At 31.8% G+C, this 15757-nt stretch carries 14 protein-coding genes; 2 read left to right on the forward strand and 12 right to left on the reverse strand.

Annotated features, from left to right (window positions below; translation table 11 throughout):
* Nucleotide 1 precedes the first annotated feature (1 nt).
* Nucleotides 2–952 carry a nucleotidyltransferase family protein gene (locus QLQ22_RS13400; RefSeq protein ID WP_284014941.1) on the forward strand — a complete coding sequence of 317 codons (951 nt, stop codon included), beginning with the start codon at nucleotides 2–4 and terminating at the stop codon, nucleotides 950–952.
* 54 nt (nucleotides 953–1006) lie between these two features.
* Here the strand turns inward: QLQ22_RS13400 and QLQ22_RS13405 are convergent, their stop codons facing one another.
* From QLQ22_RS13405 to galE, 8 genes are all read right to left on the reverse strand, one after another.
* On the reverse strand, nucleotides 1007–2803 hold the full coding sequence (locus QLQ22_RS13405; RefSeq protein WP_284014942.1) for an ABC transporter ATP-binding protein: 1797 nt from the start codon (nucleotides 2801–2803) through the stop codon (nucleotides 1007–1009).
* The gene (locus QLQ22_RS13410; protein WP_284014943.1) at nucleotides 2800–3993 is read right to left on the reverse strand and encodes a nucleotidyltransferase domain-containing protein; all 1194 of its coding nucleotides are present in this window, start codon (nucleotides 3991–3993) and stop codon (nucleotides 2800–2802) included. The genes QLQ22_RS13405 and QLQ22_RS13410 overlap by 4 nt, the downstream gene beginning before the upstream one ends.
* Nucleotides 3983–4411, reverse strand: a complete 429-nt coding sequence (locus tag QLQ22_RS13415; RefSeq protein WP_284016822.1) for a lasso peptide biosynthesis B2 protein — start codon at nucleotides 4409–4411, stop codon at nucleotides 3983–3985. The genes QLQ22_RS13410 and QLQ22_RS13415 overlap by 11 nt, the downstream gene beginning before the upstream one ends.
* A gap of 73 nt (nucleotides 4412–4484) precedes the next feature.
* Nucleotides 4485–4784 (reverse strand): lasso peptide biosynthesis PqqD family chaperone, encoded by a 300-nt coding sequence (locus tag QLQ22_RS13420; protein WP_223435363.1) that lies wholly within the window; start codon nucleotides 4782–4784, stop codon nucleotides 4485–4487.
* Nucleotides 4777–5718: a phosphoenolpyruvate carboxykinase (ATP) gene (locus QLQ22_RS13425; protein WP_284014944.1), complete on the reverse strand. Its 942-nt coding sequence runs from the start codon at nucleotides 5716–5718 to the stop codon at nucleotides 4777–4779. The genes QLQ22_RS13420 and QLQ22_RS13425 overlap by 8 nt, the downstream gene beginning before the upstream one ends.
* Before the next feature lie 104 nt (nucleotides 5719–5822).
* Entirely contained in the window at nucleotides 5823–5945 is a 123-nt protein-coding gene (locus QLQ22_RS13430; RefSeq protein WP_223435366.1) for a paeninodin family lasso peptide, read from the reverse strand.
* 4 nt (nucleotides 5946–5949) lie between these two features.
* Nucleotides 5950–7893 (reverse strand): asparagine synthase-related protein, encoded by a 1944-nt coding sequence (locus QLQ22_RS13435; RefSeq protein ID WP_284014945.1) that lies wholly within the window; start codon nucleotides 7891–7893, stop codon nucleotides 5950–5952.
* Nucleotides 7894–8074: 181 nt separating this feature from the next.
* A complete protein-coding gene (galE, locus tag QLQ22_RS13440; RefSeq protein ID WP_284014946.1) occupies nucleotides 8075–9139 on the reverse strand; it encodes a UDP-glucose 4-epimerase GalE in 1065 nt (354 codons plus the stop codon).
* Nucleotides 9140–9442: 303 nt separating this feature from the next.
* Between galE and QLQ22_RS13445 the strand changes: the two genes are divergently transcribed.
* Complete coding sequence (locus QLQ22_RS13445; protein WP_284014947.1) at nucleotides 9443–11593, forward strand: right-handed parallel beta-helix repeat-containing protein; 2151 nt, start codon at nucleotides 9443–9445, stop codon at nucleotides 11591–11593.
* A gap of 438 nt (nucleotides 11594–12031) precedes the next feature.
* Here QLQ22_RS13445 and QLQ22_RS13450 read toward each other — a convergent pair whose 3' ends face one another.
* From QLQ22_RS13450 to QLQ22_RS13465, 4 genes are all read right to left on the reverse strand, one after another.
* The gene (locus QLQ22_RS13450; protein ID WP_284014948.1) at nucleotides 12032–13120 is read right to left on the reverse strand and encodes an acyltransferase family protein; all 1089 of its coding nucleotides are present in this window, start codon (nucleotides 13118–13120) and stop codon (nucleotides 12032–12034) included.
* A 202-nt stretch (nucleotides 13121–13322) separates the two neighbouring features.
* Nucleotides 13323–14864: an oligosaccharide flippase family protein gene (locus QLQ22_RS13455; protein WP_284014949.1), complete on the reverse strand. Its 1542-nt coding sequence runs from the start codon at nucleotides 14862–14864 to the stop codon at nucleotides 13323–13325.
* A 28-nt stretch (nucleotides 14865–14892) separates the two neighbouring features.
* Nucleotides 14893–15516 (reverse strand): glycosyltransferase family protein, encoded by a 624-nt coding sequence (locus QLQ22_RS13460; RefSeq protein ID WP_284014950.1) that lies wholly within the window; start codon nucleotides 15514–15516, stop codon nucleotides 14893–14895.
* A complete protein-coding gene (locus QLQ22_RS13465; RefSeq protein WP_284014951.1) occupies nucleotides 15470–15754 on the reverse strand; it encodes a hypothetical protein in 285 nt (94 codons plus the stop codon). Before QLQ22_RS13465 ends, QLQ22_RS13460 begins: the two co-directional genes overlap by 47 nt.
* Nucleotides 15755–15757 lie beyond the last annotated feature (3 nt).

Consider the following 15757-nt stretch of genomic DNA (forward strand, 5'->3'; position numbering starts at 1 on the left):
GATGATCATACACTTTTTACAATCATTTTATAATCAAACTAAATTACCAGAAAAAGAAAGCGATTATCAAAATTTAATAGAAGACATTCATCACTTTTCAATTGAACCTCAAGTTTATCATCTATTAAAACAACATGACCGTCTAAATGAAACACCTGCTTTTTTCACTGACTACTTAAAGAAAGCAACAGATCAAATCTTGCTTCAAAACATTTTTATTAAAATGCAAATGGAAAAGATATTAAAATTATTTGAAACTCAAAAAATAGACACCATCCCTTTAAAAGGTGTCTATTTTGCGGAAAAATACTTTGGACATATCGCTGCAAGATCTACTTCAGATATTGACTTACTGATCCATCAAAAAGACAGGCAAACGGTTGATGGAATACTTAGAAACCGAGGATTCATCTATGAAGATGAGGGTCCTAAAGATCACTTTCATTGCAGCTACAGATTGGATTTGCCTGGTTCCTCCATTCCATTAAGAGTCGAAATACATTGGAACCTATTAAAAGAAAATACCTCAGAGCTGGACATTATTGAGTTTTGGAATGATGCGGTTCCTATAATGGCTTATCAGCATATTAAAGAACTCTCCCACCAGCATGCTTTTTATATGATTGTGCTTCATGCATGGCGTCATAATTTAGATTCACTGAGGCACTTTATTGATGTGATTCAAACGGTGTCTATATTGGAAAATAAGATTTGCTTTGAATCTCTGTTTAACCAGGCAAAGAAAGATAAAACTTTGAAAAGAGTTCAGAGAACGTTAAAAATCGTTTATAGGGTGTTTGGAGAAATAAAATATCCTGAACAACTATCAATACAAAAGAATTACGGCAAGTGGTGGGAATATGAAAAAATCAGGGATCGGGAGTATCGGAGTTTGAGGGTTTATTTGGACTTTGTGGATTACTTATTGTTTAGTGTTGATAACAGAATATAAATAAAAGCCACTATGAAAGATTTATAGTGGCTTTTATCGTTATCTTTCAACTATTTAAAGACTTGCATCTTTTTGATTGTTTAATAATTTCCCAAAAAGATTTTTCTTGTCTTTCGCCAGCTGACCAAACTCACCTTTTTGAATGACATTCCCTTGATCTAAGACAATTACCTGATCTGCGTTTCTTATTGTTGACAGTCGATGAGCTATAACAATGATTGTCATGCTTCCTTTAAGCCTTTCCAATGCTTTTTGAATATTTGCTTCATTTTCGGTATCTAATGCACTTGTAGCTTCATCTAAAACTAGAATGGATGGCTTTCGTAATATTGCTCTCGCAAGGACAATTCGTTGTCTCTCCCCACCTGATAGACGGATACCCCTATCTCCAACTAATGTGTCTAATCCCTTGGGCAATTTTTTAACAAATTCAGCAGCTGAGGAGAACTCTAATGCTTTCCATATTTCTTCATCTGTAGCTTCAGATTCAACCATTAGAAGGTTTTCTTTGATACTCGCATTGAATAAAAATGGATCTTGCGGCACGTAACTAACTGCTTTGCGCATTGAAAGAAGGTTTTTACTTGTCAGAGGTGTGCCGTCAATTAAAACTTGACCTTTTTCTGGTAGATTTAAGCCCATTAAAATATCAATTAATGTACTTTTTCCTGCGCCAGATTTTCCGACAAACGCTGTCATTTTATTTGAAGGAATAACAACATTTATACCTTCTAAAGCATATGAATCTGAATTCTGAGAATAGCGGAAATAAACATTTTTACATTCAATTCCTTTCTTGATTTGAACAGGACTAATTGAAAGGTTCTCAAATTCTTTGAATTCAACAGCTATTCTGGATTCATTTTGTAGATTCTTCACAGCATGGAATGAAGGAAGCATAGTAGCAATTTGCTCTAAAGAACTCTGAATACCTGCAACTCTTGGCCATAACCTTGAAAAAATCACAATGATCAGCATTAATTCCCCCGCCTGTGCATGAAACATGTTTACTGCAATGTAAATAAACACAGCTATAAGTATAGAAGAAGCCACTTTGTAATAGAGTTGGGACATGGTCCTTAATGTGGTGTATTCAATCTGTTCATCTTGCATTCCTTTAGTAACGGTTAGAAACCAATTCATTTTGGATTTTTCAAGGGAATTACTTTTAATATCCTTAATACCATTCATTTGATCGGTAATTCCAGCAAGGTATTCTTTCCCTAGAGAATAATTTTTTTTCCCTAAAGCTAGTGACATTTTTAAAAATTTCCTGTTTAGAAAGACAATAAGAGCCCCGCAAAGCAATAAGAAAAACGTTATACTGGGAGAAAGAAAAAAGGCTAGACCGATTTGAATAACAGTAAAAATAAGAGATGCCAAAAACTGCAGAAGCGAATGCGTTCCAGCGCTAGAACGGGCAACTTCGGTTGTTAACAAATTGATTAAGTCTGATTTTCTATTTTTTATAAAAAAAGCCCAGTTCGCGTGGAGCAAAGAATGATACGTGTTTACTCGCAAGTGGCGAAAAAAACCATGCTGGATTTTTATGTTCTGAATCGTTATGTGACGATGTAAAAAATTTTGTAAGATCACGATAAGAACAAAAATTAATAGAATGAATGGCAGACCGACACTGCTTGGAATACGGTCAAAAAAAGAGAAAATCTCGTTAAAAGGGGTATTCCCCACATTAAAATCGATAATGCCAGTAATGCTTATCATGGGAATAAGCAATAAAATACCTACACCATCTAATAAACTTATAAACACAGTACCTAATAAGTTTATATATAGTCTTTTCCCAGCATAAGATTGTATTTGCTTCAGAAAATACAAGATTAGATTCAAGATTTTTGCCCCCTAAGGTATCTTGTTTCTTTTTTCGTTTTCCTCCATGCCCATAAAAAGGGGCGGAATGGGAAATACAAAAAATGAAGCTGATTTGGCAACGGGAGTGTTTCGGCGTCTTCTGGCAAAGGATGAACACAGCTTAGTAGAAAGAGTATTTTTTGTTTTGGAGACATTAAACTAAATAAATGTTTTGCATGATATTTACAGATGTCATCAGGCACAGGATCAGTATGTAAGTTAACCATTCTTTCAAAATAAAAAATTGCCTCCTGAGCGAGTCCTCTTGATTTTTTATTTTCCACCATATGTGTCATATCGGTATTAACTTTTGCATTTAACAATTCCGATGCTAAAACCAAAGCCTGTGAACCCTGATTTATGAAATAGTACTTTTTTAGCAATACCTGTAATTTATTCCAGTCTATATCCTGCCCCATCATATGCTGAATATCTGTCAGCCACCTTAATCTTGACCATCCATGCCTTGCTCCGTGCGACACGAGAAACAAAAATAAATCTTCTTTTCCTAAAAAGTAGATTGGTGAAGTTGTCAGTTCACTTTTACGTCTATCCTTCCATAGATCATCAAAATGAGGTTCAGGGCCAGGTCCAGGATTCATTCGCCAATGAACTTCTGCTTTAGTTTTTTTGACAGGATGAAAATAAGTAAAATGATGATGTCTCCACTTCCAATCGCCAAGTACAGACTGTATATATTCATCTTTTTCATACCCAAGGCTTTTCAAAAGTTCTTCTGTTCTTTCAAGTTTTTCAAATGGAACGAGAAAGTCCAGATCACTAGAAGTCCGGAGAGAAATATCTCCGTATAAATCGAGGGCAATTACTGGCCCTTTTAAAAAAAGAACACGTATCTGGTCTTCTGTCAATTTCTTGCTCAGCTGCTCCATTTCTGCACTTAAGAAAAGCATTTTGAATGTATTATTCCTGTATTTGTCAGCCAGATATTGAATAACTTTTGATGGGATCATGCCTTCAGGCAGCTGTTTTAAACGGGGATAAATCATTGTATAAACACGATGATGTGTACATAGTTTTAAAAATAAAGTCCAATCAATCTTAGTAAACAAATACCTTCCTTTTTCGACTAAGTTTTCAACACTTTCATCCTTTAAAAGTTCGAAAATGATCTTTAATTCTCTAGGCACCTTTGCTAAATTAAGTCTCATTTTCATATCCTCCAATTTTCTTAGCAAATTTACCTACAACCGTATATTTCTCCTTACCTTCTGAGCCCGTGACAAAATATGGTCCACTGCGCAGCCAAGCATGAGCTACAAGCTCTCCTGTCTCATCTCTTGCTGTTCCCAAATATAAAGTACTTTCGATGTTACGCTTCTCCAGCATTTTCATTGCTGCAATAGCTTTTACAAGACATTGGCTTTCCCAAAATGTATATTTGCTCATTATATTAATTGCTTGAGAAACACTGGCTATCGTTTTTTTGTTGAGATTAATAGTTTCATAGGCTGTCTCTTCCATATAGTGTCCTAAAGAAGGAGCTACTTTTGAAAAAGGTATGCTTTTAAGATATCGACCAAGTCCTAAGTAAAAAAAAGATTCTGCCAAAAGTAATTTAGTCTTCATATCCATTGAATGAAGCAGTACTAATTTATTCAAGATCTCACTATCCCTTACTTAAAATAGATCGCACAATAAACTAAATATCTTTTTCTAATTTAATTAATTTTTCTTTATTTAAGGACTCTAAAAAAGTAAGAACCTGTTTCTGGCATTCTTCTCTTTCAACTTGATATTGTGATAGCAAACTTTCGATTAATTGATTAAAGGTTATAGGACTTTCTATAAGATCCCAAATTACACCGCCCATTTCACCTAGATTATAGTATTTTCCATTACTTATACTGAGCATCACTTTTTCCCCGTTCATATCACTTACAATGTTTCCTTCTCCTTGGCTTACAATAAAATTTGTCGAAGACATTAGTGCGTTAACCATACAAAATTTCCTCCTCTTTGATAGCATTTATTATTTCTTCAGCCAGTTCATGTGCAGTGAAACGGTTAGTTGGCCTGCTAAGCTGGTATAAATTGATTTTCTCAGCCATTGCTACAGTTGTATTAAAATGCCATTCCGTCAAACCCATTTGTGCAATAAAGAAATTACGATATGTATGTTTAAACAAAGTATGAAGACTGTTTAGTTTATGGATTGGTTTTACTATTATCTCTGTATTGTCTGTTTTAACTAACTCAAAAATTCCCGAGAGCTGAAGCTTCTGAGTAACGAATTGATTTTTTACTGGAACTGCATATTTAGTTTCTCTATTAAAAATCTGTTTATAACCATTTGCATCCATTCCAAACTCATTTAGACTTTCTAACCAAAGTTTTTGCTGAGGATAAGCCGGAGTTATTAAGGGAAGTTTTTCTTCATTTAGAGTTACGGGAATGACATCATCACTGATAAGCTGATACCCCATATTTATTAAAGATGAAGCCAGAGTTGATTTGCCTGCTCCTGAGTCACCTATAATGGCGTATGCTTTACCGTCGATTGCGACAGCACTGCCATGCAATGGTAAAACTCTTCTTTGCATTAATATTGCACCCATACATGTTCCAAGCAGGTAAAGACGAATTAGATCATCATCAGCATCAGCAAAAGGAGAATAGAGAATTTCTCTTCCTTTTTGCACCGAAAAAATTCCAACTGCTTGAATTTTGAACAAAATAATTTCCTTTTTAATAACAAAAGATTTGTTTTCAACTGATAGTTCTCTCCAAAACGAACTTAAATCTGATTTTTCTACTATGATTTGAGGTGCATTCTCTTCTATATTATTGAGAGGCAGTTCCAGCAAATCTATGTCCGACTGTATATTAAATCCAAAAGCATGGTACAGCTGTGTATTCAAACGAACATTATTCAAGAAAACATCCCCCGAATTTATATTAAAATCATGTAGATAAGATTATCAGTAAGTACCCTTATACTATAAAAGTATAAGGGTACGATTTAAATTTATTAAAATAATTAACTATAATGGACTACCTCATCTACATCAGGCTGAACTGCGTCTGGTGTTTTAATACCTGGTCCAGCCATTGTCAAACTTACATCCAATACTTCTAGTTCTGGTGTTTGCCAAGATTTCATGTAATCACCTCCCTTCAATTTTATTTAAAAATCTATATAATATTAAACTTCGCATTAAAATTCTAAATTCAAATTCAAAGATAAGCCTAGGTGTGTAGTCCGTTTCAATTCTCTTAATGTACTTCGCCAATAGTTCGTTATTTACAAAAGATGAAAGTTTAGGATCTTTAAGTAGGTTGTAGAGTTCATCTATAAATACTTTCCATGAGCCTATCATTCTATAGACTCCATCAGCCCCTTGTACACCACGGGATTTCTGATTAAGTCTTATATCATCTGGCAATAGTCCGTTAGTAGCTCTGCGGACAAGTGCCCGATCAAGTCCACTCTGGACGAATTGTTCATCTGGAACAGATAGACAAAATTGAACTACCCTTATATCGTTTGTAGGATCGCGCTCCCATAATGAATGTCTTAATGATAATTTGGTGCCGATGGTCCCATTTAATCCCCAAAAATGTAATTGTTTAAACTGATTATCTTTTATGTGATAAGCATCAGTCATATTAGTTCCGCTTATATCTATTTCCTGCTCTTCCAGTTTTTCAAAAACTTTAGTTCGAGATGCAAATTCAGGATTTATCCAAATAGGAAAACTTTCTTGATTTTTCGAGTTAGAAAGCCTTGCAATTTCAGGAAACGCTTTCCTACTTACAAATTTCATAATTCTTGATTTTTTCACACCTATATTTTTACTATATAAGTTTACTTCTTTATATAAGCTCGATAATTTGAATTGCCTTAACAAGCGGCCATAGTAATCCAAAGCTGGACCAAAAGAAATCGTCCAATTGCCTCTTTGGCCATTTAGCAGTAATCCAACTCCCTGACTACTTGCTTGCTCATAAATTCCTTTTAGCCAAAAAGAGTTTTCAAAAAACTTATAAGGCATCTCCAAAGTTTCCAGCCAATCATCGATTTCAGAATATGGATTAGTATCCGAAAAGCTTAAATACTTGTCATTAATGTTACCTACAAAGTTAACCGTCGATTCAATTAACGGTCTCTCATTAGCTACTCTATATCTATGTGTCCAATCAACAAAGTCATCCACTGGAACATAACTAAATGTATGTAATCTCTTCTTTTTCTCTTTCAAAGCTTTAGCAGCAAAGCTAACAACTGAACCAGAATCTAACCCTCCGCTAAGGTGAGCACCGACACTTCGATGAGTCCGAAGTCTATCAACAACTGCTGTATTAAATACTTCTTTAAAAGCTTCTTCATATTCTCCATTAGATTTCAATTTCAATTTAACCGAATAATCAAATTTAGAATATTGCCTTATGTATATACGTCCATTTTCTACTTTAATTGTATGTGAAGGCGGCAGTTGCTTAATATTGTTATAAACAGTCGTCTCAGTGGAAATGGAATCCGTTGTAACAGGTATTGCAATAAATTCAGCAAGCCACTGATCATTTAGTTTTTTACTAATATTAGAGATGGAGAAAAGAGGTTCAATAATTGTACTAAACGCAAATTTTGAACCATCATTGTAGTAGTAAAGGGTTCTAGTACCTGAAAAGTCTCTAGCACCGAAGAGCAATTGACGCTTTTCATCCCAGATCATAAAGGCAAAATCACCAACTAAATACTTTGGGGCTTCTTCTCCCCATTTTTCATATGCAAGCAATATTAACTTGCTATCGGTAATATCTTTTCTCAAAAATTTACCAACCTGTAATCTGTCAAATAATTCCACGCGGTTGTCGATAATGACATCCGCAGTAATGGCCATTTTCAACTCATAATCATAGTAAGGCAATACTTCGCCAACTGATTCAGGTGTGATCCATTGTGCGTGGCAGCCAAGAAATAAATTCCTATTAGTCCATGTCTGAACATCATCTGCGGGAAACTTTTGCATAGTTTTCATTACATTCTTACATTCTTCAATTCTTATTGGTTCACCGTCAAAATGATAAACTCCAACTATTGCACTCATATTTCCCTCTCCTACAGATCATTTCAATAGTAACATACTTTCTCATTAAAGAACGAATAAACTAATTGCATTCTATATTAAGAACATTACATTACTTTTTTACTAAAAGCAATAACTTTATAGCTAATTATTTGGAATAAATTTCACCATTTTATTACAGTGATTTTATGGTATTTATAAACTACTTAACAGGAACGGGCATCGATGTTAAAACCACTATCTGTTTTTTGTTTTCTACCTCATATCCGTTTGGGTTATTGAGCTGCCAACGCCATGAATCAGAACACATTTCTTCAATTCCTTTTTTGGCAACCCAATCCAACTCCTTTTGTGCTTTTGTAGAATCCGCATAACTAATTCCGATATCTCCTGGTCTCCGGTCAATTATTTTGTATGGTATATTCTTACCTGTTACTTTTTCAAATGCGTGGATCATTTCCAATACACTATAACCTTTACCAGTTCCAAGATTATAGGCACTTACACCTACAGATGACATTACCTTTTCAAGGGCTTTTATATGACCTGCTGCAAGATCAACAACATGTATAAAATCTCTTATTCCTGTTCCATCATGGGTATCATAATCATTACCAAAGACGTTTATCTCTTTCCTCTTTCCTATTGCAACTTGTGTAATGTAAGGAACTAAATTATTTGGAATACCATTTGGATCTTCACCTATTTGGCCACTTGGATGAGCACCAACAGGATTAAAGTACCGCAGGAGTGCTATGCTCCATTTATTGTTTGACACATATATATCTCTCAATATCTCCTCAATCATCAATTTGGTTCTGCCATATGGATTGGTTGCTGCAAGAGGTAATTTCTCTGTAAGTGGAACATGTTCTTGCGTTCCGTACACGGTTGCTGATGAACTGAATACCAGATTTCTTACTCCGAACTTTTCCATCAATTCAAATAGAATAACAGAACCTGTAATATTGTTGTGATAATAATGCAGCGGCATTTCTACTGATTCTCCTACAGCTTTAAGCCCAGCTAAATGAATTACAGCTTCAATATGATTTTCAATAAAAACAGATTGTAATGCATCTCTGTCTAATAAATCTAAGTAATAAAATTTAAAATCTTTTCCAGTAATTTCTTTGATTCTGTCAAGTGAAGCCTTTTTTGAATTAGATAAATTATCCAGAATTATTATTTCATATCCAGTGGTTAATAATTCAACACATGTATGTGAGCCAATGTATCCTGCACCACCTGTTACCAAGATTGCCATTTCTACCAACTCCAAACTAATTATTATTTCAAATGAAATTCTTAATAAGGAACATGTTTTGTTTGATCTTATATAGAATTTTTATAAAATATAATACTTTAGGAAAAAGAACACTTAAAATAGTTCTTTATAAAGAACAATTTAAGTATACTCTTCAAATAATCTAAATTCAACATTATTTAAAAGAATATTTAAACAATATATTGTATATTCTTTTGATTTCGTCCAAGCAATTAATTTAATACCTGAATCTACTGTAAGTAATTAATGATTAAACTTGAGTAGAATGGGAGAATTAAGAAAATGGCCAATACTGACGAAACTTATGTTGTTGAACTTATTCGTTGGGGAATTAAGAATGATGGCACTAACGCTTTAAACTCTACAAATGGTATAAATCTTGCTTTTAAGTGGGCGAGAAATAACAAATACAATACTGTGGTCCTTCCAGCAGGGCAATACCTTATTGAAAAAAATTCATCCGTCGTGTTGCAAAATAATACACATTACAAATTTTATGATTGTATGTTCAATAAAGAATCAAATAACCTTACAAGTTACTCAATTCTATCTTGTGATAGCGTTAAGAACGTTACGATTGAAGGTGCCCTAATAAAAGGCGATAGAGAATCACATAATTACTCGAGTGGTGGAACTCATGAATGGGGTCATGGGATAGAATGCAAAAATTCTTGCTATAACATTTATATTAAAAACTGTGAAGCAACTGAATGCACTGGAGATGGTTTTGTAACATCAATGGATTTTTCTTCGTTGGGAGGAGTTCAACATCCAGCTCATTTTTCAAAAGGTGATATCAATGTCCAAGGTGATATTGATACAACAAAAAACGACTATACAACTGTCTCTAAATTTTTTGACGTTACAGGTCCATTGGTTAGAGAAGTAGGTTATTTCTATTATGCTGGTGACGGCTATGGCGGATACGGGACTGGAAGTAATTTAAATAAAACAATAATAAAAGTTCATTTTTATAAAGCTGATGGAAGTTATTTAGGATTTAGAAATTCTAGGTCCTATGAGTTTATGTATTTAGATTCATTGCCTGTAGGAACAGCAAAAGTAAGATTTTCTTTCTTACAAAATTACGATTTAATGAGCGGGAATTTACATTATGTAATGTGTGCTAAAATTCCTCAATATATAAATTTCATAAATTGTCAGTCACATAAAAATAGAAGACTTGGTGCCTCGATTAATGGTGGAAGATTTATAACCTTTGATAGCTGCGAAATCTACAATAATAGTAATCGGATGATTAATTCCAATGGAACAAATCCTGGATATGGAATAGATGTTGAAGATGGATACATGACGAATCAAAAAATCACAATTAGAAACTGTAATATATATGATAATAGAGCAGGAGCATTTGTTTGTGTAAGCACAAGAGGCGTACATGTAGAAAATAATAAATTTAGAGGATCATTTGTTTTTTCTGGTAGTGGAGACGATTATTTTTCTTTAAATAATATGTATTATGGTGGAATCTCTGGTAGATCTATAACTAGTGGAGTTGAAGCGGATGGAACATTTTGTACATTTAGAAATGATTCTGTATTTGGGGAATCTGTCTCGATCTTAGCTGGTAATACTACATTAGAAAATTGTGTTTTCTCTAAAACAAGCCTTTCATTAGGAGGAGAAACAGCAAAGGTTTTCAATTGTAAACTTACTTTTGATGACCCAGATAAAGATGCTGCACTTGGTTTTTTCGGAAAAAATGTAGAGATATATAATTCTTTATTTGATATTAGAAGATCTAAAGGTACATCTTCTGCTTCTTATAATTCCAGTGAAAATGTAATATTATCCAATGTGAAGTTTATAACACGAGAAACAAGTGGTGGGCATTACGTTGGAACTAAAAATTTAATTGTAAATAAATGCGAATTTATCCATAGTGGGAATACTACTAATTATAGCCGCATGATGGTATCTGAATCTATGAAAGTTGAAGATTCGATTTTCAAAAATCAATCATTTAGGTTTGACGGTGGCGACATTAACGGAACAGAAAAATTAGCAAATGATACAGGTTATATTACACATAGTTTTAAAAATAACAAAATAATTTGGGATGTACCCTACTCAACATATACCCACGAAGCTAGAGGACCTGGCATTTCTTTTCTTTATATTCCGAGAGTGAAGATTTTTAATAATATTTTTCATGTTATTGACAAAGGCATTTCAATTGGTTCCTTGTACACATTAAGAATATTCACAGAAAATCATTTGAACCTTTCTAATAATACAATTCTCACTACTAAATCTTCAAATACTAACACGAAAGGAACCATTACAATAGAGGGTGCTTATAGGAAAAGTGGCTCAACGATAGCAATACCGAAAACAACTATTGTTGATCAAAACAATGTTAAAATTAATTCAGATATAATATATACAAATAATCTAAATAACCAATTGTAATTGGATATCTTTTGAGTTACACCATTATTACTAAGAGTTATAAATACAAAGCATAATTCCACAGCAAAAAGAGAATGTAATAATCATTATTAATATTAACGTTCACTAAAAAGTGAACGTTATTGGATTTTATTTCTCTACTATTCGTGTTTAATGCTAATTAAGCAATTATGAAATTGACTCAAGTAGCAAATAATTTACTTTAAATGTCATATTTTTTTCCTTTTCTACAATAAGGGTTAAATCATAGCCACTAAAAAAAGATAAAAAGGAAAATTTGCATCAAAGAATTATCACAAGATAAAAAAATTAAGGTATTTCGTTAATTAGTAGAGACGGATCATACAATCCATTTGCCTTCCTTTTAGGTATTACTTTAATATGCCCTTTCAACGAAAACGTCTTAATAACGAGCAAAAAATACACATGGTTTATTAATTAGTTTGCTTTATTAATTACAAGATTTAAATCATTACGCTCTAAAAATACTTTTTTGTCAATAAACTGAAGAATCGGATGGTAGATTGAATTAATGATATAAGATGTAAACAGACAAAGTAGCAATAACCAGAGAAAGATCAACACTGGGTATCTCGGTGCAAAGGTTAGTTCAGAAAGAAATGTTATATAAAAGAACATATGAGTTAACCAGATATTTGTTGAATGGTTTCCAAAAAAAGTTAAGACTTTTTGAATGAATATTGTTTTATCCATAAGATTAAAGAAGCATATAAAAGCTATAGCTGTTAATGGAGCAATAAACATTGACTCATAAATGGCATGAATTATAACTAATAAAAATATCCCGAGTATACAAAATAGATTTTTATAGGTTAAATGATTGTACGAATTGTAAAGTTTTGAATAGATCTTTTCCTTTGCAAAAATAGAACCTACAATAAAAGGGAATTGTGACGTACCTACTAGTACTAGAGCAGTAACAAATAAATTTATTACTGCGCTTTCGCCAAAGTCAATGATATGTTTTATACGCAGAACATAACTCAAGAAATATAAAATTCCTGAAATAAATAATAAGCTAGTAGAATTATATTTTTTTATTAATTTAGTAAATATTGGTGATAGTAGAACAAGAATAATATACGTTTGTAAAAACCACCATGCTCCATTATATGTGTTTGATAATACGAAGAAATTCAGAAGAAATTCTGTTAAACTACCTATTATAATATCTGTCTTTCCAACAAAGAAACCAATTATTATAAATATTAAAAGAATGATCCAATAATTAATCAATAATTTAAAAACACGGAGAAAATTTTTCCTTTTGATGTACATCTGTTCCTTACACATAACTATATATAAACCATAACCACTTGCAAAACAATAAATTGGCACACACGCATCACCAAATAAACCCAAATAATAGATTAAAGGAACCCCGTTAAATAAAGGGAATGTCTCATATAATCCATTAACCTCTTTCCTACCAAACAAATGAAGGAGTAGCATAAATAATATTGCTACTCCTTTTAATACCTTCATATCTTTTTTTGAGATTTCCAAGAAGGTTGGACTCCTTTCGGACTTGTACATTCATTAGCTGAATTTATCAATCACTAAGAATAACAGAGCATTTTACGTTATAAGAGCATTTTATATGCAGTATTTTTTGCATACATTCTAAAACGCAAAAAAATAAAAATTTATACAATTTTTTTCTACACTTAATATTAATTAAATAAACTTACTTTTATTATCAATGTCCTCAACTAACTTTATAAAATCTATCTTTTTTATATCTCTGTATTATATTATTAACTAGTCCAATAAATATATTTTTTTCATATTTATTCATACCTGTAAACCACAATATACAGGTATATATTATGAAAAATATAATAATTTTTATCAAGAAAATGCTCCAATTTCCAGCAGGTACTATATTAATTATTGTTACTCTGAACATTAAACTTACTGCAAATGGAATACTCATACAGATAATATTTTTCCAGAAATTGGGTATATCAATATTTATCTTTTTCCAATAATAAAAATTCATAATAATTATATTTCCAATAGTAAATGCTAAAGCAGTAGCAAGTGCAGCGCCAATAGCACCCCACAATTGCACAAAAATAATGCTGAGAAAAACATTTGCTATAGCTACGGTAGCATAAACAATGGTTTTAAATTTTTGCATATTTTTTGCTTGTAGTATTAATCCTCCCATTCCTTGGATAAGAGGTACTATCATTGGAACTAAAATTAAAATTGCTATAATAAAAGAATCGTTATAATTCTTTCCAACCCATAAAAAAATAAATTCATGTCCAAAAACAATAAACCCACTTAAAGCAAATGAAATCACAATATATTGAAGTCTTCCTATTCTGATAAATAAATCTGATATTTCTTTATCAGATACTTCTTTTGCAACCATTCCTGAAACTTTACTTAAAAACACATTGGATATTGCGGCTGAAAACCCCGAAAAATAGCCTGAAAAAGATGCACCTATAGTATATATAGAAACGGCAACTGTACCGCTATAAATGCCCAAGATTATTTGATCAGTTGACCAATATATTTTATCTATTATTAAATTTAAAAATATTAAAAAAGAAAACACTAGTATTTCTTTTAATAATACTGTTTCAAATTTTTTGAGATTTATTTTAATTTTCAAAATTTTAAAGCAATAAAAAATATTTATTAAAATTGTTATAAAGTTTAAAATAGCAGTTACTACAGCCATAGATATAGACCCATATCCCATTAATAATAAAGGTAACATTACCAAAGGACTGATAATAGAACTCACTATCCCCAAAACCTTTTGAAAAATAAATTTTTCATGTGCCAGCGAAATAACACTAAAAAAACCAAAACCTATCCCTAAAGATATATTTATTACGGTTATACCCATTATTATTTTTAGTTGATTAATTTCAGCTATGCTAAGTGAGTTCGAAAAAATTAAATGTGAATTTAATGTTAAGATTGCACCTAAAACTAAAGCTAGAATTCCTAATATTCCATACATTATACAAAACAGTCCGTTTAAATTTGAAATATCTAATTCATCTTTAAGCACTTTATACTTTGCAGTGTATTTAATTACTGCATTACCTAATCCAAAATTTAACACTCCTACGTAACTTACTGCTGCTGTAGCTAAACTAAATAAGCCATACTCTGATTGACCAAGCAGTTTTAACATTACTGGAGTGTATATTATTGATATGGCACTACTTATAAACAATGCTAAATATGATAATACTGCACCTGCTTTAAGTTGACTCTTCATTCATGCAACTACCTCTCATATCTATCATTTAACAGAAACAATTGTATAATTTTTTTATTTCTGATGTAGAAGCAACATTTTTTCTTTTTAAATTACTAATAAATTTTTCACATACATCTCTATTTAGTATCAAATATCTGATTGCACTATTGAGCTCATCTTCATCAAAATTTATAATCTTTCCAGTTTGCCCATCTTCAATTTGCTCTCTAAGTTCTTTTATTATCCTTGGTATTATGTCTTGTCCTTTTTGAGAGTTTAATCTTCCTATCGTTAAAATACGAGTACCAGCAAAATTATCATTAAAACCTTCATCGGTTAAAGACAATAATTCAATTTTTTCCTTATCATGGATATAATAAAATACATCTGTCTTCTCTTTTAAGTTAGGATACATTTCTACAAATTTATTCATTGCAAATATAGATACACAAAAGATTTTGTCATATTTTTCATAATATTTACTATAGGGTATTAGCTCCCTTTTATACTGAGAAACATCACTATGAATCCAAGCTACTTTTGTTTTAGCCTTTATATTATTCATTACATAGACAACAGGAAATGAAGCTGGAGTATGGTATGCAATTGCTAAATCAAATTCCTTATCTAAAATTAGGTAACATTTTAGAATGATATTCTTCTTGTTCATACATTGTAGCAGCTCTTTTAGCTAACAATGTGTAACTTGCTATCTTAAATGCAGTAATAAATTTTGTCTTTTTCATATTATTCATTATTTTTTCAATTGTTGATTTTTCATCACCATTTCCCATAACTAAAACAGTTACATCAAAATTATCATTCGGCATAGATTCTAACAAAGATATCAAAGACTTTTCTATTCCACCTATTATCATACTTCTTATTACAATTACAACCTTTTTCATTGT

The organism is Metabacillus hrfriensis, assembly GCF_030127205.1.
Lineage (GTDB): Bacteria > Bacillota > Bacilli > Bacillales > Bacillaceae > Bacillus_P > Bacillus_P dongyingensis.

Bases quoted from the DNA above. Each gene is read 5' to 3' on its own strand.
- QLQ22_RS13400 (WP_284014941.1), top strand. From the start codon at position 2: ATGATCATACACTTTTTACAATCATTTTATAATCAAACTAAATTACCA.
- QLQ22_RS13410 (WP_284014943.1), bottom strand. From the start codon at position 3,993: ATGAGACTTAATTTAGCAAAGGTGCCTAGAGAATTAAAGATCATTTTC.
- QLQ22_RS13415 (WP_284016822.1), bottom strand. From the start codon at position 4,411: ATGAAGACTAAATTACTTTTGGCAGAATCTTTTTTTTACTTAGGACTT.
- QLQ22_RS13420 (WP_223435363.1), bottom strand. From the start codon at position 4,784: ATGGTTAACGCACTAATGTCTTCGACAAATTTTATTGTAAGCCAAGGA.
- QLQ22_RS13430 (WP_223435366.1), bottom strand. From the start codon at position 5,945: ATGAAATCTTGGCAAACACCAGAACTAGAAGTATTGGATGTAAGTTTG.
- QLQ22_RS13435 (WP_284014945.1), bottom strand. From the start codon at position 7,893: ATGAGTGCAATAGTTGGAGTTTATCATTTTGACGGTGAACCAATAAGA.
- galE (WP_284014946.1), bottom strand. From the start codon at position 9,139: ATGGCAATCTTGGTAACAGGTGGTGCAGGATACATTGGCTCACATACA.
- QLQ22_RS13445 (WP_284014947.1), top strand. From the start codon at position 9,443: ATGGCCAATACTGACGAAACTTATGTTGTTGAACTTATTCGTTGGGGA.
- QLQ22_RS13455 (WP_284014949.1), bottom strand. From the start codon at position 14,864: ATGAAGAGTCAACTTAAAGCAGGTGCAGTATTATCATATTTAGCATTG.
- QLQ22_RS13460 (WP_284014950.1), bottom strand. From the start codon at position 15,516: ATGAACAAGAAGAATATCATTCTAAAATGTTACCTAATTTTAGATAAG.
- QLQ22_RS13465 (WP_284014951.1), bottom strand. From the start codon at position 15,754: ATGAAAAAGGTTGTAATTGTAATAAGAAGTATGATAATAGGTGGAATA.